This window comes from Raineyella sp. W15-4 (genome assembly GCF_033170155.1).
Classification (GTDB): domain Bacteria; phylum Actinomycetota; class Actinomycetes; order Propionibacteriales; family Propionibacteriaceae; genus Raineyella.
In genome coordinates, this window is record NZ_CP137079.1 from 3,328,851 (window position 1) to 3,348,941 (window position 20,091).

At 71.2% G+C, this 20,091-nt stretch carries 18 protein-coding genes and 1 pseudogene; 11 read left to right on the forward strand and 8 right to left on the reverse strand.

Translation table 11 applies throughout. The annotated features are described in order from the left end of the window. The first annotated feature begins 13 nt into the window (after positions 1-13). Both R0145_RS15460 and eutC read left to right on the forward strand, forming a co-directional pair. Positions 14-1,429: an ethanolamine ammonia-lyase subunit EutB gene (locus R0145_RS15460; RefSeq protein ID WP_317837773.1), complete on the forward strand. Its 1,416-nt coding sequence runs from the start codon at positions 14-16 to the stop codon at positions 1,427-1,429. Positions 1,430-1,431: 2 nt separating this feature from the next. Beyond that, positions 1,432-2,253, forward strand: a complete 822-nt coding sequence (gene eutC / locus R0145_RS15465) for an ethanolamine ammonia-lyase subunit EutC (protein ID WP_317837775.1) — start codon at positions 1,432-1,434, stop codon at positions 2,251-2,253. Here eutC and R0145_RS15470 read toward each other — a convergent pair. The 3 genes from R0145_RS15470 to R0145_RS15480 all read right to left on the reverse strand — a co-directional run bounded on the left by R0145_RS15470 (position 2,230) and on the right by R0145_RS15480 (position 4,856). After that, positions 2,230-3,489, reverse strand: coding sequence for a cation:proton antiporter (locus tag R0145_RS15470; RefSeq protein WP_317837776.1), 1,260 nt, complete (start codon positions 3,487-3,489; stop codon positions 2,230-2,232). The two genes, eutC and R0145_RS15470, sit on opposite strands and share 24 nt — an antisense overlap. After that, positions 3,486-4,040, reverse strand: coding sequence for a hypothetical protein (locus R0145_RS15475; protein ID WP_317837777.1), 555 nt, complete (start codon positions 4,038-4,040; stop codon positions 3,486-3,488). Before R0145_RS15475 ends, R0145_RS15470 begins: the two co-directional genes overlap by 4 nt. A gap of 141 nt (positions 4,041-4,181) precedes the next feature. Beyond that, the gene (locus R0145_RS15480; RefSeq protein ID WP_317837778.1) at positions 4,182-4,856 is read right to left on the reverse strand and encodes a TetR/AcrR family transcriptional regulator C-terminal domain-containing protein; all 675 of its coding nucleotides are present in this window, start codon (positions 4,854-4,856) and stop codon (positions 4,182-4,184) included. Positions 4,857-5,142: 286 nt separating this feature from the next. On the opposite strand from R0145_RS15480, the gene R0145_RS15485 reads away from it, so the two are divergent. The 4 genes from R0145_RS15485 (at position 5,143) to R0145_RS15500 (ending at position 8,585) form a co-directional block, all read left to right on the forward strand. Then, on the forward strand, positions 5,143-5,652 hold the full coding sequence (locus R0145_RS15485) for a DUF4386 family protein (protein ID WP_317837779.1): 510 nt from the start codon (positions 5,143-5,145) through the stop codon (positions 5,650-5,652). A 429-nt stretch (positions 5,653-6,081) separates the two neighbouring features. Next, complete coding sequence (locus R0145_RS15490; RefSeq protein ID WP_317837781.1) at positions 6,082-7,239, forward strand: hypothetical protein; 1,158 nt, start codon at positions 6,082-6,084, stop codon at positions 7,237-7,239. Positions 7,240-7,310: 71 nt separating this feature from the next. Further along, the gene (locus R0145_RS15495) at positions 7,311-8,003 is read left to right on the forward strand and encodes an SDR family oxidoreductase (RefSeq protein WP_317837782.1); all 693 of its coding nucleotides are present in this window, start codon (positions 7,311-7,313) and stop codon (positions 8,001-8,003) included. A gap of 177 nt (positions 8,004-8,180) precedes the next feature. Then, positions 8,181-8,585, forward strand: coding sequence for a VOC family protein (locus tag R0145_RS15500; RefSeq protein ID WP_317837783.1), 405 nt, complete (start codon positions 8,181-8,183; stop codon positions 8,583-8,585). Between the two features lie 2 nt (positions 8,586-8,587). Here R0145_RS15500 and R0145_RS15505 read toward each other — a convergent pair whose 3' ends face one another. After that, the gene (locus R0145_RS15505) at positions 8,588-9,472 is read right to left on the reverse strand and encodes a patatin family protein (protein ID WP_317840262.1); all 885 of its coding nucleotides are present in this window, start codon (positions 9,470-9,472) and stop codon (positions 8,588-8,590) included. 618 nt (positions 9,473-10,090) lie between these two features. On the opposite strand from R0145_RS15505, the pseudogene R0145_RS15510 reads away from it, so the two are divergent. Further along, positions 10,091-12,130, forward strand: a pseudogene (locus R0145_RS15510) (glucose PTS transporter subunit IIA); the annotation flags it as partial. 540 nt (positions 12,131-12,670) lie between these two features. Here R0145_RS15510 and R0145_RS15515 read toward each other — a convergent pair. Then, positions 12,671-13,714, reverse strand: a complete 1,044-nt coding sequence (locus R0145_RS15515; RefSeq protein ID WP_317837784.1) for an alpha/beta hydrolase — start codon at positions 13,712-13,714, stop codon at positions 12,671-12,673. A 261-nt stretch (positions 13,715-13,975) separates the two neighbouring features. On the opposite strand from R0145_RS15515, the gene R0145_RS15520 reads away from it, so the two are divergent. Further along, entirely contained in the window at positions 13,976-14,500 is a 525-nt protein-coding gene (locus tag R0145_RS15520; RefSeq protein ID WP_317837785.1) for a methylated-DNA--[protein]-cysteine S-methyltransferase, read from the forward strand. A 146-nt stretch (positions 14,501-14,646) separates the two neighbouring features. After that, complete coding sequence (locus R0145_RS15525) at positions 14,647-16,074, forward strand: TIGR01777 family oxidoreductase (protein WP_317837786.1); 1,428 nt, start codon at positions 14,647-14,649, stop codon at positions 16,072-16,074. A gap of 22 nt (positions 16,075-16,096) precedes the next feature. Here the strand turns inward: R0145_RS15525 and R0145_RS15530 are convergent, their stop codons facing one another. From R0145_RS15530 to R0145_RS15540, 3 genes are read right to left on the reverse strand one after another with little or no spacing between them, the layout of a single operon-like run. Further along, positions 16,097-16,690, reverse strand: coding sequence for an HhH-GPD-type base excision DNA repair protein (locus R0145_RS15530; RefSeq protein ID WP_317837787.1), 594 nt, complete (start codon positions 16,688-16,690; stop codon positions 16,097-16,099). After that, entirely contained in the window at positions 16,687-18,168 is a 1,482-nt protein-coding gene (locus R0145_RS15535) for an MFS transporter (protein WP_317837788.1), read from the reverse strand. Before R0145_RS15535 ends, R0145_RS15530 begins: the two co-directional genes overlap by 4 nt. Beyond that, complete coding sequence (locus R0145_RS15540; protein WP_317837789.1) at positions 18,165-18,590, reverse strand: MarR family transcriptional regulator; 426 nt, start codon at positions 18,588-18,590, stop codon at positions 18,165-18,167. Before R0145_RS15540 ends, R0145_RS15535 begins: the two co-directional genes overlap by 4 nt. 213 nt (positions 18,591-18,803) lie before the next feature. Between R0145_RS15540 and R0145_RS15545 the strand changes: the two genes are divergently transcribed. Together R0145_RS15545 and R0145_RS15550 are read left to right on the forward strand one after the other, a co-directional pair. After that, positions 18,804-19,322 carry a GNAT family protein gene (locus R0145_RS15545; protein WP_317837790.1) on the forward strand — a complete coding sequence of 173 codons (519 nt, stop codon included), beginning with the start codon at positions 18,804-18,806 and terminating at the stop codon, positions 19,320-19,322. A gap of 224 nt (positions 19,323-19,546) precedes the next feature. Next, the gene (locus tag R0145_RS15550) at positions 19,547-20,053 is read left to right on the forward strand and encodes a GNAT family N-acetyltransferase (RefSeq protein WP_317837791.1); all 507 of its coding nucleotides are present in this window, start codon (positions 19,547-19,549) and stop codon (positions 20,051-20,053) included. Positions 20,054-20,091 lie beyond the last annotated feature (38 nt).

Sequence of the window (20,091 nt, forward strand, 5' to 3'; positions counted from 1 at the left end):
GGGAGGAACAGAGGTGACCACCTACCGGCAGATCCTCAACGGTGTCGCCCACCGGTTCGATGGGCTGGTGGAGGTGTTGGCCAAGGCCTCGCCACGGCGGTCGGGTGACGAACTCGCCGGCTGCGCGGCCCGTTCTGCCGCGGAGCGGGCGGCCGCCCAGTGGGCCCTGGCCGACATCCCGCTCACCACCTTCCTCACCGAGGAGGTGGTGCCGTACGACACCGACGACGTCACCCGGCTGATCATCGACGGCCACGATCCGGAGGCCTTCGCGGAGATCTCCCAGCTCACCGTGGGAGGTCTGCGGGAGTGGCTGCTGGACGCGGTGACCCGGCCCGACGCGGCCGCCCGGCTGGGCCGGATCGCCGCCGGGCTCACCCCCGAGATGGTCGCGGCCACCTCGAAGATCATGGCCGGCCAGGATCTGATCGCGGTCGCCGCGGCGGTGCACCACCCGGCGGCGTTCCGCACCACGGTGGGGCTGCCGGGCCGGCTCGCCACCCGGCTGCAGCCCAATCACCCGACCGACGACCCGTCCGGTGTCGCGGCGGCGATCATCGACGGGCTGCTGATGGGGGCCGGGGACGCGGTGATCGGGATCAACCCGGCGAGCGACTCCCCACAGGCGGCCGCCGACCTGGTGCGACTGCTCGACGACGTCCGGGTGCAGCTGGACGCGCCGATCCAGTCGTGCGTGCTGACCCATGTCACCACCACGATCGGGCTGATCGAGGCCGGCCTGCCGGTCGACCTGGTCTTCCAGTCGATCGCCGGCACCCAGGCGGCCAACCGCAGCTTCGGCGTCACCCTGCCACTGCTCGCCGAGGCCCGGGCCGCGGGCGAGTCCCTCGGCCGGGGCACCGTCGGTGGCAACGTGATGTACTTCGAGACCGGCCAGGGCTCGGCGCTGTCGGCGCATGCACACATCGGGGTCGGCGGCAAACCGGTGGACCAGCAGACCCTGGAGGCCCGGGCGTACGGCGTGGCCCGCGCGTACGATCCCCTGCTGGTCAACAGCGTGGTCGGCTTCATCGGCCCGGAGTACCTCTACGACGGCAAGCAGATCATCCGCGCCGGGCTGGAGGACAACTTCTGCGGCACGTTGCTCGGCCTGCCGATGGGCGTCGACGTCTGCTACACCAACCACACCGAGGCCGACGCCGACGACATGGACGTGCTGCTGACCCTGCTCGGCGCCGCCGGCACGGCGTACGTCATCTGCGTGCCCGGCACCGATGACGTCATGCTCGGCTACCAGTCGGCGTCCTTCCACGACGCGCTCTACGTCCGGCGGACCCTGGGACTGCGACCGGCACCCGAGTTCGAGGCCTGGCTGGCCTCGCTCGGGATGATCGACGACGCCGGCCGGATCATCCCGTTGCCCGCCATCGGCTCCCCGCTGGCGGCCCTGACGACGAAGGTGGCGTGACGATGGGCGAGCCGCTCCTGCTGCACGACGAGTCCGCCGATCCGGCCGACGGCGAGCGCGCCTTCTGGGACCTGCTGCGGACGCGTACGCAGGCCAGGATCGGGCTCGGTCACGCCGGGGACAGCCTGCCCACCACCGCGGCGCTGACCCTGCGGGCCGCCCACGCCGCCGCCCGCGACGCCATCCACCTCCCGCTCGACGTCGCGACCCTGGCGGCGGAGGTGGCGACCCTGGGGATCGGGCCGGCCAGCGTGATCACCAGCCGGGCCGCCGACCGGGCCGAATACCTGCGGCGCCCCGATCTCGGGAAGCTGCCGGCCGATCTGCCCCATCCATCGGTGGGTGCCGACATCGGGATCCTGATCGCGGACGGGCTCTCCCCCCGGGCGGTGACCGACCACGCCGTCGGTCAGCTCGCGGCGCTGCTCATCGCGCTGCCGAAGAACCTCGTGGTGGCCCGTCCGGTGATCGCCACGAATGCCCGGGTCGCTCTCGGCGACCGGGTCGGCCGGGCCCTCGGCGCCACCACGATGGTGGTGCTGATCGGCGAGCGGCCCGGCCTGTCGGTGGTCGACAGCCTCGGCATCTACCTCACCCACCTCCCCGGACCAGGGCGTACGGATGCGGATCGCAACTGCATCTCGAACATCCATCCGCCGTCCGGACTGTCCTACCAGCGGGCCGCGGCGATCGCGGCGAACCTTGTCGTCGGCGCCCGGGCGTTGGGCCGTTCCGGGGTGGATCTCAAGGACACCTCCGCGATGTTCGCTCCCCTCGACCCGGACGCCCAGGCTCCGCTGCTACCGGGAGGCCGGGGGCGCTGAGCCCTCATCCTTCGTATCGCCGCCGCCGGTGTCGTCGCTGCCCGTATCGCCCCTTGTGGCGTCGCCCTTCGTGGCGTCGCCCTTCGTACCGGCGGCCTGCTCGGCCCCGGCTGTCGCGATCCGGCCCACCGGTCCGGAGAGCAGCCCGACGGCGACCACCGTCACCAGCGCACTGAGCAGCAGGGCCGAATCCTCACCGGGGCTGAGCACCCCGAGGTTCGTGCCCAGGGTGGCGGCGGCCACCGGCACCCCCATCTGGGCGGCGGTGAGGGCGGCCACCGGCAGCGGCTGGCGGGTCACCACCATCGCGCCGTGCACGACCAGAGCCCCCAGGCCCAGCGCCAGCCCCAGTCCGATCGCTGCCGGGTGGGAGCCGAGCTGTCGCAGGTCGAGCGAGGCCCCCAGCCAGACGAAGAAGATCGGCGAGAACAGCCCCTCGGTGACCGCGAAGATCTGATGGGAGAGCCGCCGGGGTTCCCCGATCGCGGCGTACGCCAGGCCCAGTGCGAAGCCGGCCAGCATGATCGAGACGTGCAGGGTGGCCGCCAGCGCGGCCAGCGCGAACAACAGGGTGAGCGCCAGGCGCAGTTCGATCGCCAGGCTGTGGTCCTGGGAGAGGTCATGGATGGCCTTGCGTCGACCCGTCCGCTCCAGCCAGCGCAGGAAGAGGAGGACCAGCGCGGCCGCCGCGAGCACGGCAACGGCGCCAATCCCCGCGCGCATCACATGGGCGGGGTCGATCACCAGCGGCAGCAACACGATCGACGCGGCGTCGGCCAGCGCCACCTGTGGCAGCAGCTGGACGATCGCCCGCCCGTCCAGCGGCAGCCCGTTGAGGGCCGGCATCACCATGGCCGCCGACGAGGAGGCCAGCACCACCGCATAGAGGGCGCCGTGCCCGGTGCCGAAGAGCATCCCCAGCCCGGCACCGAGCAGCGCAGCGAGCGCCCCCACGAACAGCGCCCGGAGCAGGCCGATCTGGAGCCCGGTCCGCAGTGCCGGGTCCCGGACCGGGACATGGGAGCCGGCGACGAACATCACCAGGCCGAACCCGATGTCGGCCAGGAAGGAGAAGGTGGGGTCGGAGGCGGGCAGCACCCGCAGGCCGGTGGCCCCCAGCACCAGGCCGACCGCCAGTTCACCGACCACCACCGGCAGGTGCGAGCCCCGGGGGAGGCTCAGCACCGGGCCGGCGAGGGCCACCAGGCAGAGCAGGGCCAGGACGGCGAAGCTCATGGCCGGGCGGGGTCGACGATCGGCCGAGCCGGGTCACCAGTCGGCCGAGCGGGATCGACGATCCGGACCGGGATGTCGGTGTTCTCGTCGGTCCAGTAGCTGGCGCACACCCGGTGGTAGCCGTCGGCGATCAGCGCCGGACGGCCCTCGTGCAGGTCACCGCGTACCATCAGCACCGGCGACAGTGGCTTGTCCTCGGCGATCTTGCGCAGGTCGGAGGCGACGTGGGGGTTGCTCTCCGGCAGCAGCGCGAGCCGGGCCGCCCGCAGGATGTCCTTGGCCTTGAAGTGCGCCGGCTCGGCCTCCCGCAGCGTGGCCACCGTCGCGTGCGCCACCCCGGGGTCGGTCAGCAGGGAGAGATAGGACTCGGCGGCCGGATAGTCGTGTTCCTCCGGGTCCAGGATCCACCGGACCGGGTCGGTCCCACGCCCGGCGCCGTTCTTGCCGGAGCCGTCCTTGCCGGAGCCCTTCTGTCCGCTCTTTCCGCGTTCCTTCGCCGCAGGCTTCTGCGAGCCCTCCGACCGTTTCTGTGAGCCCTCCGAGGTGGCCATGATGCTTCCTTCCCGTGCAGACACTTCCTCCCAGAGTGGCCCAGCGGGCGGGGGAAGGGAAGCATCCGCGCGTCGGGCCAGGGGGATCGGTCCGACGCCGCCAGGATCGGTCCCGCGCGGGGAGCGGTCCGGCCGACCGGGTCAGGCTGGACCGGTGCCCTGGCCGGGATCGGTCCGCAGCTCCTCGAGGCCGTCGAGCACGATCCGCAGGCCCACCTCGAACGAGTCGCCGAAGGCGTAGCCCGGGACGGTCGCATGTCCGGCGGCGAACTCGGCCAGACGCGGGAAGTCGGCCAGGTCCATCCCGCTCACCAGGTCCTCGGCCGACCCCTCCAGATCCACCGAGGCCAGCATCGCCTCCTGCAGGGCGAAGCCGTAGACGTACGCATCGAGCACAGCGTACGCATGCCCGGCCGCCGGCAGGGCGAACCCCGCCGCCGACAGGACGGCCAGCACGGCCTCGTGGTTGGCGAGGCTGGCGCGGCCGGGATGGGCCCGGGTCTCCATCAAGGCGACCGCCCAGGGGTGCCGGCCGAGCGCCGCCCGCATGGACCGCGAGCGGTGCGCCAGCTCATCCCGCCACCGACCCGTCGCGGTGGGGACGTGCACCTCCGCGAACACCGCGTCGACGATCGCGTCGAGGATCGCCTCCTTGTGCGCCACGTGGTGGTAGAGGGCCATCGGACGTACGCCCAGCCGGGCCGCCAGCGCCCGGATCGTCAGTGCGTCCAGCCCCTCCTGGTCGGCGAGATCGACGGCGCCGGCGACCACCCGGTCACGGGTCAGGGTGTTACGAGGGGCTCTGGACGTCGACATGGGCCCGACAGTACCGTACTTTGTATCGTACTTAGTACGTTCATTACCCGTTCGCCCACCGCCTGCCCCAGGAGGACGCCATGACCACCACCGAACCCTCGACACCACCGACTTCAGCCGCACCGACCTCGACGCCACCGTTCTCGGATCCACCGATGCCGACACCGCCGACCCGGGGCTCCGCCGGAGCGGACCCGACCTCGTCAGCCGCTCCCTCGACCTCACCCACCCTTTCAGCCCTCCGCGCCCCGTCACTGGTCGCTGGGCTGGCCATGGCGGCAATGGCGTGCTCTCCCCGGTCGGGCTGCTGGTCGCCCTGCCTGCGGGCCACACCGCCCTCGCCGCGTACGTGGCGCTCGTGGTCGCCAGCCTGGACGTCGTCGTCGCCGTCGCCCTCCTGCCCGTGCTGACTCCGGGCGGAAGGCTGCTGGCGCAGATCGCGGTAGCGCTGCGGGTGACGTACGCCGCCGTGTTCGCTGTCGCCGGCGGCTGGCTGCTGGCGTCGGCTGACGCATCGCGGTTCGAGGCGGTCTGGAACGCCGGTCTGCTGCTCTTCGGGACCCATCTGGTCCTGGTGGGCATCGCGGCGGTGCGGACCGGCTTCGTGCCGGCATGGATCGGAGCGCTGGTGACGATCGCCGGCACGGGATACGCCATCGACTCCACCACCGCTGCCCTCCTGCCGGGCACCGGGATCTCCGTCAGCGGGTTCACCTTCGTCGGCGAAGTGGTGCTACTGGTGTGGCTGGTCGCTCGCGGAGGCCGGCCGCGGCGGAGCGTGCGCCTGATCTGGTGACGCGATCCGGCGACGGCGCCTCCGAGCATCCGGCCCACGACGCCGCATCCGAGCACCGGGCCACCTGACATACCGTGGGGCCTCGGGGCCGACAGCAGCGATCTCTCAGGTCTGTCGTCGACTCTCAGGTCTGTCGTCGAGCGTAGGTTTCATCCCCGGGGTGACAAGCACTCAACCCGCGAGGCACCTGCTGCAGGGGGGAATGTGGCGCCATTCGGTGCGTCCGGCTCCGATAACCGGCGCCGTAGCCGCCCGCGAGACCCCCACCGGCGTCACCAGGGGGGTGAAACTCTCGCTTGACGACAGCCCTGGAATCGCGTCGCTCGATGACAGACCCGGAATCGCGTTGCTCGAGGACAGACCCGGAATCGCGTCACCGGGATCGCGTCACCGGGGCACGCTGGCCCCCGGATTCAATAGGCTCGGGGCATGTCCTCCCCTGCCTTCCCCGCGCCTGGGACGCTCCCCCGCCACCCCCTCACCCTGGGGGATGTCCTGTCGGCGGCCTTCAGCTTCTATGGGCGGCGCTTCGGCCAGCTCATCGTCATCGCCCTCATCCCGACACTGGTGGCGTTCGCGGCCGGCCTGCTCGCCGTGGCGCTGATCGTGGGCGCGGTGATCCGGATGATGGGGGGCGTTGCCTCGGACACCTTCCCGACGGTTGATCCGGGCTCGGTGGGCCTGCTCGTCGGTGGGGTGCTGCTGTTGCTCGTGGTGTGGCTGATCGCGGCGGTGGTGCAGATCAAGTGCCAGGGCATGATCGCCCTCGCCGGTCGCGACATCGAGGACGGCCGCCCGTCCACCGTGGGCGAGCTGTGGCGGCGTACCCGCGGCCTGGCCAGCCGAGCGATCCTGCTGGTGCTGCTCCTGGTGGTCGCCATCCTCGCCCTCTCGGCGATGATCGGCGGAGTGGCCGCCTGGCTGACCGGCGGCCCGGACTCGAGTCCCGCCCCCGGGCTGATGGCAGTGGTGATCATCGTCGTCGTGCTCGGGGTGATCTATCTGGGGACCCGGTGGGCGTTCGTCCTGCAGGCACTGGCGATCGACGGCGACGGGCCGCTGGCCGCGTTGGGGCGTTCCTGGCGGGTCTCCGGCGGGGCATTCTGGCGGATCTTCGGCTACCTGCTGGTGGCCGACCTGCTCGTCGGGATCGCCAGCAGCGTGTTCTCCGGCATCTCGCAGGGCATCCTGGCGCCGCGGCTGGCGAACCTGCAGGACGCCGATCCGGCGAAGCTGATCGCCCAACTGACCAGTCTGATCCCGCTGTTCCTGCTGAGCAGCCTGGGGTCCGAGCTGGTCGCACTGCTCGCCGGCCCGTTCCGGGTGCTCTTCAGCACGATCCTCTACATCGACCAGTTGCGTCGACTGGGGCTGGAGACGCCCGCACCGGGCGGGCCGGAATGGGGCCCAGGCTATGGCGCCGGCGGTCCGGGCCAGCCCGGTGGACCCGGTTTCCCTGGTGATCCGGGCCAGCCCGGTGGAGCCGGCTATCCGTACGGTCCGGGGCAGACCGGCGGATTCGGCGATCCCGGTCAGCCCGGGGGCCCCGGACAGCCTGGCGGCTCCGGCTACCCGTACGGGAGCTGACCGGCTCCGGCTCCCGCACGCCGGGACGGAACCCCTTGCCAGCGCCTCGCCGTCCCCCTAGCCTGCCCGACATGGACCGACCTGTAGCCCTGATCACCGGCGCCAGCCGAGGCATCGGCCGCGGCATCGCGGACGTGCTCGCCGACACCCACCATCTGCTGATCGGCGGCCGTTCCGCCGCGGCCGTCGCCCCGGTGGTGGCGGCCCTGCCCTCCGCCGAGCCGTTCGTGGCAGACCTCACCGACGGCGCCGCCACCGAGGCGGCCGTCCGGGGGATCGAGCGGCTCGATGTCCTGGTCCACTCCGCCGGCCGGGACGCTCCCCGCCACCTCGAGGAGATGACCCGTGAGGACTGGCGGGACCTGATGGAGCTGAACGTCATCGCGGTGGCCGATCTCACCCGCCTGCTACTCCCAGCCCTGCGGGCGGCCGGGGGGATGGTGATCATGATCAACTCCGGCGCCGGTCGGCGGGTGGTCGGTTCGCCCGCCTACTCCGCGTCCAAGTACGCCTTGCGGGCGCTGGCCGACGGACTACGGGAGGACGAACGGGGGCGCGTACGGGTCACGACGATCTACCCCGGCCGCGTCGACACCGACATGCAACGCCACCTCCAGACCGAGTCCGGCCGCGGCTACAACCCCGAGGAGCACCTGCGGGTGACGTCGGTCGCGGCCGTCGTCCGGACAGCCGTGGACGCGACCCCGGAGGGGACGGTGGAGGAGATCGCCCTCCGGCCGATCCCCCGGGTCCCGAAGGGCTGACCGGGCCGGACCATCCCGTCCGGCGCTCCACGCGACCCACCGAGGCTCCGGCACCGATTTCCTGGTGCCCGGGCCGCGGGTGCGGCAGTCTGGTCGCAGAGGACGGACGCCGAGCCGAGCTCGACGACGATCTGTCCGGTACCCCGAGTATCGATCTGACTCATCGGAGGAGCCATCATGGCCAGCTCAACCCGCCCCATGCACTTCGAGATCCACGCCGACGACATCGATCGGGCGAAGGCCTTCTACAGCGAGGTCTTCGGCTGGGCCTTCGTCGACTGGTCGGGGACGACCGGCGACACCTACTGGGGGATCACCACCGGGGAGGAGGGCACCCCGGGCATCGACGGCGGACTGCTCCGCCGGACGGGCGGCAGCCCGGAACTCGACCAGCCCGTCAACGCGTACGTCGTGACGATGGTCTGTGACGACTTCGACCTGTACGAGGAGCGGATCCTGGGACACGGTGGCGAGGTGGCACTGCCCAAGACGGCGCTCACCGGGATGGCCTGGCAGGGCTACTTCAAGGACCCGGAGGGCAACATCTTCGGTCTGCACCAGCCGGACCCGAACGCCGCCTGAGGTCAGCCGTCCAGGCCGAGGAACTCCCGCCAGGCCGGCAGCTCGCGCCGCACCTGGGCCAGACCCTGCTCGTGCGCGGCGCGCAGCTTGGCGACGTTGCGTTCCCCGTTGGTGACCGGCATGGTCTCCGGCACGAAGAGCATCGCCCGGCCCTCCCGCTCCAGCTCGAACAGCTCCTCGCGCGTGCTGTTGTAGTGCTCCGGGCGGCGGATCAGCGCGTCGACGACCGCCGGCGTACGGCGGAACCGGCGGCCGAAGAGTCGCTCGTTCTTCAGCCGGGGCTTCACATACGTACGAGGTTGGGTGAGCACGACGAGGAACCTCTCGTACCCGGCCGCCCGGGCGGCATCGAGGGCGAACCCACCGGTGGGGCCGAGCGCCCCGTCGAGGTAGTCGGCCCCGTCGATCGTCACCGGGGGCATCAGCACCGGCATGGTCGAACTGGCCCGCACCCGCTTCATCAGCGATGGCAGGTCGGGGGTGTCGTCCTTGCCCCAGTAGACCATCGCGCCGTCGCTCATCCGGAATGACCCGATCGCCATCGTGGCGGGGTTGGCGATGTAGGTGGGGAAGTCGAAGGGCAGGGCCTGGCCCGGGTAGCCGGTGGTCTCGTAGATGTACTCGGCGTTGAACAGGCCCTTGCCGCGCAACCAGGTGCCGAGGTTGCCCATCCGGGGATCGGCGGAGAACTCGACGAAGGAGATCCGGGCCCGCTCGGCGTCGCGGGTCAGATAGTTCACCGTGTTGGATGCGCCCGCGGAGATGCCACCCACCCAGTCGATGTGGATGCCGGCGGCCAGCAGGGCGACAACCACGGCCGACGTGTAGCTGGCCCGCATGCCACCGCCCTCGAAAATCAGCGCAGTGTCGGTGACGTTGGTGGACACCGGCTCGCCCTTCGTCCGATCCGCGCCGCTCGTCGGGCCGGCGCCGCTCGTCCGGCCGGCATTCCGGTCGGCGCCGCTCGTGCGCTCGCTACTGCTCATCCGTTCGGTCATCACCTGTCCTCCCCGATCCACGGCGCCCGGCCACGGTCCGCTGACCAGCGTAATCGGGCTCTCCGGAAGAGGCCGGGGTTCCAGGACCCCGGAGCCCGCCGAAACAGCCACCTCGGGCAGGCGCGACACAGGAGCCCGAAAGTGTGATTTTCATCACACTTCGTGGACGACTGGTCACCCCTCCATCAAGGAGATCCCCTACGGGGCACCTCCACACCCAGAAAGCAACACCTATCGAACCTTGGTATATCAAGCAGGAGAGCTTACGTTCGATTGACGTACGTTAAGCGACCGTCGCTTGATTTTCTCCCAACGAGGACATAACGCCGTACATCCTTGCAACCACAGGCAACGACTCGAAATTCAGCCGCTCTCTTCAGTGGCGGGCCGCCGATCCGTCAGGTTACGATTGTGTTCGTTCGATGGAACCGAGTACTCGGAACCCATCCATGGGACACGAGCGGAGCCAAGGACGGCTCCACTGGTCGCACGAGAAAGAGAACCCAGATGGCGAGTTCATCAGCCAGCGACATCGTGAAGGGCGTGGGGGGCGCTGGGAACATCCAGAGCTTCAGCCATTGCGCCACACGCCTTCGCTTCCAGCTCAAGGACGGCACCAAGGTCGACACCTCGGCCGTCGAGGCGATCCCCGCGGTGATGGGGGCAGTGCCCCAAGCCGGCGATCGCTACCAGGTGGTCATCGGCGGTGCGGTGACCCAGGTCTTCGAAGACATCCAGAACCTCCCGGAGATGGCGAAGGTCTCCAGTGGCGAGGAGTCCGACGCCGACGTCAAGGCCGCGGCCCGCGCCAAGGGCCCGCGCGGCAGGTTCGCCTGGCTGGACACCTTCTTCGAGTTCCTGTCGGATTCGTTCCGCCCGACCATCGGCGCCCTGCTGGGCGCCTCCCTCTTCATCACCTTCATGGCGCTGATGAGCACCCTGGGGATCATCGGCAACTGGGCCGATCCCCGCACCGCGCTGCCGCCGTCGTGGGCGTTCGTCAACCTGGCCTGGCAGTGTGTGTTCGTCTTCCTGCCGCTGATGGTGGCCTACAACGCCACCAAGAAGCTCGGCGCCGACCCGTGGGTCGGCTTCGCCATCATGGCTGTCGTGATGCTGCCCGGCTTCACCGCGCTGAAGGACGCCGCGGTCCAGATGCAGTTCGCCGGCAGCGAGATCTCGGTGGTGAGCATCTTCGGTGCCCCGCTGACGATCTTCAACTACAGCTCGCAGGTGTTCCCGCCGCTGCTGATGGCCGGTGTCCTCGGCCCGTTGACCAAGCTGCTGCGCCGGATCATCCCGGAGAACGTCCAGCTGATCTTCGTGCCGTTCCTGTCGATGCTGATCATGATCCCGCTGACCGCCTTCCTGATCGGCCCGCTCGGCGTCTATGCCGGTGCCGGTCTGGCCAACGCCCTGCGGGCGGTCAACGACTTCTCCCCGCTGATCTTCGCCATCGTCGTCCCGCTGGCCTACCCCTTCATGGTCCCGCTGGGCCTGCACTGGCCGATCAACGCGATCATGCTGCTGAACATCCAGAGCCTGGGCTACGACTTCATCCAGGGCCCGATGGGCTCGTGGAACTTCGCCGCCTTCGGCGCCACCGCTGGTGTTCTCTTCCTGTCCATCCGTGACAAGGACACGATGATGCGCCAGACCGCCACCGGTGCCCTCGCCGCCGGCCTGCTGGGCGGCATCTCCGAGCCCTCCCTCTACGGCATCCACCTGCGCTACAAGCGGATCTACCCGCGGATGCTGGTCGGCTGCTTCCTCGGTGGTCTGATCACCGGCATCGGCGGCGGCCTGAAGACCAGCGCCTTCGTCTTCACCTCGCTGCTGACCATCCCGGCCTTCAACAACATCCCGCTGTACGCGCTGTCCATCGGTGTGGCGTTCTTCACCTCGATGATCCTGGTCATCATCTCCGACTACCGCACCCCGGAGCAGAAGGCCCAGGCCGCCGCTGTCCGTGAGGCGGAGGAGACCGTCCACGCCGCTGCCGTCGAGGCCGCTGCCGAGGCCGCCGCGGCCCAGGCGCCGGCCGTCGAGGCGAGCGCTCCCAGTACCGGACGCCCGGTCAAGCCCGCGATGCGCCCCGGCGCGATCACCCAGATCGGCGCCCCACTGGCGGGCACCGTGATGCCACTGGAGCACATCCCCGATCCGGTCTTCAGTCGCGGCACCGTGGGGGCCGGCGTCGGCATCATGCCCACCGGTGACACCGTGGTCGCCCCGGCCGCCGGCAAGCTCCTCGTCGCCCACGAGACCGGCCACGCCTTCGGCATCCGGCTGGACAGCGGGATCGAACTGCTGATCCACGTCGGCATCGACACCGTCAACCTCGAGGGCCGCGGTTTCGACGTCAAGGTCACCACCGGCCAGCGGGTCGAGGCGGGCACCCCGCTGGTGACCTTCGACCGGGAGCTGATCGAGGAGGCCGGCTACTCCCTGGCGACCCCGGTGCTGGTGACGAACGGCAAGAAGTTCGGCGCCATCACCCAGGCCATCTCCGGGGAGGTGGCGATCGGCACCCCGGTCATCATCGTCAACGCCAAGGCACCGGAGCCCGAGCCGGAGGCCGTCGCGCCCGCTCCCGCCGAGGCCGTCGGCGCGGCGGAGTAGCCGCCCGGCTCCACCAACCTCACCCACCCGTCCTCCGGACCGTCTCGGTCCGGAGGACGGGGCCATCTCGGGCTCACGTCCGGCTTCTGATGGGTGCTCCGTTCTGATGGGTGCTCCGTACTGACAGGCTGCCCGCCCCGACAAGCGGGCCCCGCCCCGACACGCTACCCGTCCACCGCGACCCGGCCCACCGTGGCCGATCCGAAGTCAGTCGTCGAGCAAGAGATGCAACCCCCTGGTGACGCCATCGGGAACTGTCACGACCGCGATCGGACCGGCCATCCGGCGCAGATCGACCAGATAGCGCCGTTCTCCTCCACAGAGCATCCGACCGGCGGGAGTCGACCGTGTCACCCGGGGGGTGAAACACGAGTTCGACAACAGACCTCAGGCCGTCGGCGGTCCGCCCTGAGGTCGACGGTCCGCTCTGAGATGACGGCGTGGCGGCGTGTCACCTCGGCCAGCTCAGCGCGCGGCCGGCATCGTCGCGACCAGCTGCTCCAGGTCCGCCGTGAAGGTGTCGGGGTCGGCCACCATCGACAGGTGACCGGCCCCCGGGATCACCAGGGTCGGCGGGTCACCGAGGTTGCTCCGGGCATCGGCCAGCGACCCACCGGACCGCAGGTCCTTCTCGCCCCAGATCACCGCGCGGGGCACGGTGATGGCGCGCAGCTGCTCGGGAGCCAGGTGCAGGACGCCGTCGGACGCCATCCGGGGCAGCGCCGCCTCGGCCGCCCCCTGCTGCAGTGGACGCAGCCACTCCTCGGCCAGCCCGGAGGTGAGTCCGCGACAGGGTGAGCCGCACTGGGCCTGGATCAGCCGGTCACCCCACCACGAGGACCGGGTCACCAGCCGATAGGCGGAGATCAGATAGGGCGACCGGATGATCCCGGTGGGCAGCCGCCCGCCGACACCCGCGCTCCCGTCGCCTCCGCTGCCGTCGCCTCCGCTGCCGTCGGTCCCGCTGCCGTCGCCTCCGCTGCCGTCGCCTCCGCTGCCGTCGGTCCCGGCGGTGCCGCTGCCACCTCCACTGCTGTTGCTGAAGGGCAGGCCGTCCCCGTCGACGAAGACGATCCCGCCGACATCACCGGGATGTTGCAGGGCCACTCCGCCGACCACCGCCGCCCCCATCGAGTGACCGACCAGCACCGGACGGTCCAGGTCGAGGGCCCGGACGAACCCGTCGACCAGAGCCACCTGGTCGGTCAGGGCGTAGTGCCCGGTGTACTCGGTGTAGCCGTAGCCGGCCAGGTCGACCGCGTACACCACGTGGTCCCGGGCCAGCAGCCGGGCCGCCGGCTCCCAGGCGACGGTCGATTCCGCGAAGCCGTGGATCAGGACCAGCGGGCTGCCCTGTGTGCCCCAGCGCTGGTAGTGCACCCGGATGCCGTCGACGGTGATGTCGGCCCCGGACGGCGCCGGAAGGGTGGCCGGCGGGGTGGTCAGGGCGTTGAAGCCGACGGAGGCGAGGGTGACGAGCAGCACCAGCGCCACGAGGGCGATCCCCACGGTGCGCAGTCGCCGCCACCAGCGCTGAGCCCTGCCACGCCGGGACCTCGCCGGCGCCGCCGGCCGTCCCTCCGCCGGTACCCCGTCGCCAGGGGGCAGGGCTCCCGCGTCGCGGGACCCCGCCGGCCCCGGATCTCCCGGCGACCCAGGGTCTCCCGACGACACGGGATCTTCCGACGATGCAGCGCGGATCGTACGCACGCCCCCATGGTGGCACGGGCACCCGCGGCGGCTCCGAGCCCGCTCGCTAGGCTGCCGGGCATGGACGAACGGCTGCGGTGGACCGAGATCGCCACGCCGTTCGGCGGGTTCGTCGCAGCCTGGACCGGTGACGATGACCCGGTGGTGCGCGCCGCGGGGTTCGCTCCCATGACGGAGGTGCTGGCTCCCCTCCGCCACGCCGATGTCGCGCCGGCGCCGGGACCCGGGCCGATCCGTGACGATGCGGAGGGCGTCGTACGGTCCGCGGTGCTCGCCCATCTCGACGGTGACCGGACCGCGTACGACCGGCTGCGCGTCGACCAGCCGGGGGCGGCCTTCCATCAGGCGTGCTGGGAGGTGATCCGGGCGACCCGGTTCGGGCAGCGGCTCAGCTACGGAGAGGTGGCCCGGGCCGCCGGGGCACCGCGGGGAGCCCGTGCCGCGGCGAACGCCTGCGCGGCCACCCGGATCTCGTGGATCATCCCGGTCCACCGGGTGATCATGGCCGACGGGTCGCTCGGCGGGTACGGCGGTCGCGAGGATCTCAAGGAGGCGCTGCTCGACTGGGAGGCGGCGCTGCTCTGACGCGCTACCCCGACGCCACGCCCCGCCGACCCCCGCACCGACCGAACGCCGCCCCGACCGACGCTGGCCTGGAGTCCCGGCGCGACGCATGATGGTGGCAGGCACCGCCGGGCACCGACCCGACGGCGACCGAGAGGGGTTTCGCTGTGACGGTCTTCGAACACACCGCGACCTACCCGCATCCCCGTGCCGAGGTGTTCGGCTGGCACGAGCGCCCCGGCGCGTTCGTGCGGCTGAGCCCGCCCGGCTCGATCGTCACCGTCGACGGCCCCAGCGACGGGATCCACGCCGGATCGCGCCGCGCACTGCGGATCTCCTCTCCACTGATCGCCGCCCTGTGGCCGGGCCGTACCATGCCGAGCACAGTGCGGACCGTGCCCGGGCTGCGCTGGCTGGTGGAACACACCGCGTACGAGTCCGGCAGCCTGTTCGTCGACGAACAGGTCAGCGGCCCGCTGCGCCGCTGGCGCCACGAGCACGTGTTCGAGGATGCCGAGGACGGCGGCACCCGGATCACCGACCGGGTGACGTACGAGCTGCCGCCGGCCCTCGCCGGGTCGGGCGGCGAGCGCCGGATGCGCCGCTACCTGGACGGGCTGTTCCGGTTCCGGGAGGAGCAGCTGCGCGCCGACCTCGCCCTGCACCGGCAGCTGTCGGGTGCCCCCAGAGTCGTCGCGGTCGCGGGCGCCTCCGGGACCATCGGCAGCCAACTGACCGCACTGCTGACCACCGGCGGGCACACCGTGCTGCGGCTGGTGCGCCGCCCCGCCCGCGGCTCCGACGAGATCAGCTGGGCACCGGAGCTCGGCGACCTCGACCCCGCCCGGCTCGCCGGGGTCGACGCCGTGGTGAACCTCTCCGGACGCCCAATCGTCACCCGGTTCACCCCGACCACGAAACACGAGATCCTCTGGTCGCGGCTCGACGCCACCCGCACCCTCACCCGGGCGATCGTCGCAGCCCGACGGGCCGGGGACGGCCCGGCCGCCCTGGTGCAGGCCAACGCCGTGGGCTACTACGGCGGACACCGCCCCGGCGAGCTGCTCACCGAGGACTCCCCCGCCGGCACCGACTTCCTCGCCGATGTCGGCCGCCGCTGGGAGGAGACCGCCCGCCGGGTCGAGGAGGACGGGGCCCGGCTGGTGGTGTTGCGCACCGGGACGGTGCTCGGCGCGGCGGCCGGGATGCTGGCCCTGGAGCTGCCGCTGTTCCTGATCGGCGCCGGCGGGCGGATCACCTCCCCGCAGGCGATGATCAGCTGGATCGGGCTGGACGACATCACCCGGGCGTACGGGCACGTGATCCTCGACGAGTCCTGCCGTGGCCCGTACAACGCGGTGGCCCCGGAGGCGGTCATCGCCGGGGCGTTCGCCACCCGGCTCGGGGAGGTGCTGCACCGGCCCTCGCTGATCCCCACACCCGGGTTCGCTCCCGCGCTGCTGCTGGGCCGGGAGGCGGCGGCCGTCCTGGTGCACACCGATCTGCACGTCTCGCCGGTGAAGCTGGAGGCCGCCGGCTTCCGCTTCGCCCAGCCGGAACTGGTGTCGGCGCTGCGACATGCGCTGGCTCGGTGAGCCGAATCTGCCGCGTCAGGCATCAGGCGTCAGGCATAGCCTTCGCGGCCTTGGCCTTCGCCTTCATCTCCTTCTTGAAGGCGCGGACCTCGGCGAGGCTCTGCTCGTCCACCACATCGGCGATGGAGCGGCGGCAGCCGTCCGCGGCGTAATCGCCGGCCGCCTCCCGCCAGCCCGGCGCCGACAGTCCGCACTGCTTGCCGAGCAGGGCGAGGAAGATCTTCGCCTTCTGGTCACCGAACCCGGGCAGCTGCTTCAGCCGCCGGAGGATCTCGGCGCCGGTCGGCTCGCCCTCGGTCCAGATCGCCTCGGTGCGCCCGCCGTACCTGGCGACCACCTCGGCAGCCAGCGCCTGCACCCGCTCGGCCATCGCTCGCGGGAACCGGTGCACCGCCGGCCGTTCGGCGAACGCCGCGAGGAACTCTTGCGGATCCATCGCCGCGATCGCCGACGGATCGACGGTCCCCAGCCGGTCGAGCAGCTTCACCGGCCCGGAGAACGCGACTTCCATCGGCACCTGTTGGTCGAGGAGCATCCCGGTCAGCAGGGCGAACGGTTCGCTGCCGAGCAGCGCGTCGGCCTTCTCGTCACCGACGAGGTGGAGCGTACGCGTCATGCCGCCATGGTGCCACGATCCGCGGCCCCCGGCGCCACCTCGTCCGGGCCTGGCGCCCCGCGACGGGCCCGGACAAGGACCCACACCGCGGCCAGCGTGGCCAGACCGGTGGCGACGGCCCCGACGCCGAGCGTGGCCCGGGCGCCGAACTGGGCGCCGACCCACCCGATCAGCGGGGCGCCGATCGGCGTGCCGCCCATGAAGACCATCATGTAGAGCGCCATCACCCGGCCCCGCATCGCCGGATCGACCGACAGCTGGACCGTCGCGTTGGCGCTGGTCATCACGGTCAGCGAGGTCAGGCCGACGAGGATCAGCACGGCGATGTAGACCAGATAGGAGGGGGCGACGGTCAAGCCGACCATTCCCAAGGTGAAGCCGCCCAGCGCCCCGACCAGGACCACCATCCGCGGTTCCTTGCGGGAGGCGGCCATCAGCGCCGCCCCCAGGGTGCCGACGCCCATCACGGTGCCCATCAGGCCGTACTGCTCCGGGCCGACGCGGAACACCTGGGTCGCCATCAGAGCATTGGTGACCTGGAAGTTCAGCCCGAAGGTGCCGAGCATGAACACCATGAACATCACCAACAGGATGTCCGGCCGGCGCCACACGTACGCCAGGCCGGCCCGGACCGAGCCGCGGCCGCGGGTCTTCGGCGAGCGATGCAGGTCGGCGGGATCCATCACCACGAGGGCGACCAGGGTCGCGGCGTAGCTGATCGCGTTGACCAGGATGGCCGGCCCGACGCCCCAGACGCCGATCATCAGGCCGGCCAGGCCGGGGCCGAGCAGCCGGGACGCATTGAAGGTGGTGGCGTTCAGGCCGACGGCGTTGACCAGGTACGGCTCGGGGACCAGTTCGGAGACGAACGCCTGGCGGGCCGGGTTGTCGAACGAGGCGACCACGCCACCCAGGGTGGCCAGCACATAGACATGCCACAGCTGGACGGTGCCGGTCAGCACCAGCGCCGCCTGGACCAGGGCGACCAGGCCGGCTGCCGTCTGGGTGACCATCAGCAGCTTGCGCTGGTCGAACCGATCGGCGACCGCGCCGCCGTACGCCGACAGCAGCAGGATCGGCAGGAACTGCAGGCCGGTGATGGTGCCCAGCGCCAGCGACGAATGCTGGGTGAGCTGGGTCAGCACCAGCCAGTCCTGAGCGACCCGGAACATCCACAGGCCGATGTTCGACAGCAGCATGCCGAAGAAGAACCACCGGTAGTTGCGCACCGCCAACGAGGCGAAGATGCCGTGCGGGGTGGCGCGGAGGGCCCGACGGGACCGGCGTCGGGCCGCCGCGACGGACGCGGCCGACGTACGGTCGGCATCCTGGCGCGCGACGGGACGCTCAGTGCCAAGGGAACGCTCGGTGTCAAGGAGACGCTCAGTGCCAAGGAGACGCTCGGCGACGAGAGGACGCCCGAGGTCGAGGGAACGCTCGGTGGCCACGGGACGGGGGCCGATATCGGTGCGGCTCATCGGCCGAGCACCTCCTGCAGCACGGCGGTGGCGGCGGCCAGAACGGCGCGCTGTTCCCCGGAGAGTTCCGAGAGGCGCTGCATCATCCAGGTGTCCCGGGCGTTGATCGTCCGTTCGACGACCTCCTCCCCGGCGGGGGTGAGGTGCAGCAGTCGCTGCCGGCCGTCGTCGGGGTTGCCGACCTTCTCGACCAGGCCGCGCTCGCACAGGCAGTTGACCGTACGCGTCATGCTCGGCGGGCTCACCCGCTCGGCCTCCGCCAGTTCACCCGGCGTCCACGGGCGATGCCGTAGCTTCACCAGGACGCTGAACTGGTGCGGCGCCACGTCGGTGTCGCTCTCGAACCGTACCCGCCGGCTGACCTGCTGGCAGACCATCCGGACGTCGTTGGCGAGCCCCAGCAGGGCCTCCGTGTCGGACACCACCGGCACCTCTGTTCCCCTCGTCCGTTCCGTATCCCTCGTGCCTTGCGTGTCCGTGCCTCCATCCGTTCCGGGTCCGGCACCGGCCGGCCCGCATCGTGTGCCGGCCCTCCGGCCGACCACATCGTTAGCATAGTTCATTACCCAAGCTAATCAATAACGCACAGCAGCCCGATCGGCTCCTCGGGATCGGGCCGCTGGCAGAATCGCCCCATGCACCGTTCCGTGATCCGCCCGGTGACGCTCGAGGACGCGCCGGTCCTGGCGACGCTCTATCGTCGCAACCGCACGTTCCTGCAGCCCTGGGAGCCGCAGCGTGACGAGTCCTGGTTCACCGTGCCGGGTCAGCGGACGTTCCTGGTCGAGGCACTGCGCGACCGGGAGGCGGGGCTCGCGGCCCCGTTCGTCATCCTCGACGGCGACGAACCGGTCGGCCGGATCACCGTTTCCCGGATCACCCGCGGCGCGTTCCTCTCCGGCGGGATCGGCTACTGGGTGTCGCTGGACCACACCCGCAGAGGCCTCGCGACGGCGGCGGTCGACGCCGTCAAGGCGTACGCCTTCGGGGAGCTGCGGCTGCACCGGCTGGAGGCGGCGACCCTGCCGCACAACATCGCCTCCCAGCATGTGCTGCACACCAACGGCTTCGTCCGGATCGGCCGGGCTCCGCGCTACCTGCAGATCAATGGGCGCTGGCAGGACCACATCCTCTTCCAGGTGCTCGCCGACTGAGCTCACCGGCGACCCCCGTCGGGGTTTCCGCGGCCCGCGGAGCGGGATCCCGGTCCCCGCGGACCGGAGCCGCCGGGGCCCGCGGACCCGGGCCGCCGGAGCCCTGCCCCGACCGGGCCGGCAACCGTTAGAGTGATGATCGTGCCCACCCGGCCCCACCGGGGCTCGTGCACGAGGCGTCGTGGCAGTCCCGCCTGACGCGGCATGACACGGAAGGAGCCATCATGACCGAGTTCGAGATGGGTGCCACCAAGACCCGCGACCCCAAGCTGGTCAAGCAGGCTGCCACCATCTGGGCCGAGGCCACCGCGCATCGTGATCTCGTCGACGCCAGCGACGTGAAGATCAACGATTCCATCCCCCTGATCGAGGAGGTGCTGGCCGCCTCCGACCACTCTTTCCTGCTGGCGATCGCCGACGACGTGGAGGGCATCGTCTCCTTCGCCGCCGTCGAGCCGGAGCGCGAGGCCACCACCGCGAACCGCGGCGAACTGCGCTTCCTCGGTGTCGCGCCCGAACACTGGGGTGAGGGCTGGGCCCGGCGGCTGCTGATCGCCCTGCCCGAGGCCTGCCGCGAGGAGGGCTTCAGCGACATCATCCTGTGGGTGTACGCCGACAACACCCGCGCCATCTGGGTGTACGAGGCGATGGGCTGGAACGCCACCGGCCGCACCCGCAAGCACGAGGTCACCGGCCGGCTGGAGGCCGAGTACCGGATCAAGCTCGGCTGAACCCTCGACTCGACTGACCCTCCACCGGTGCGGCAGAG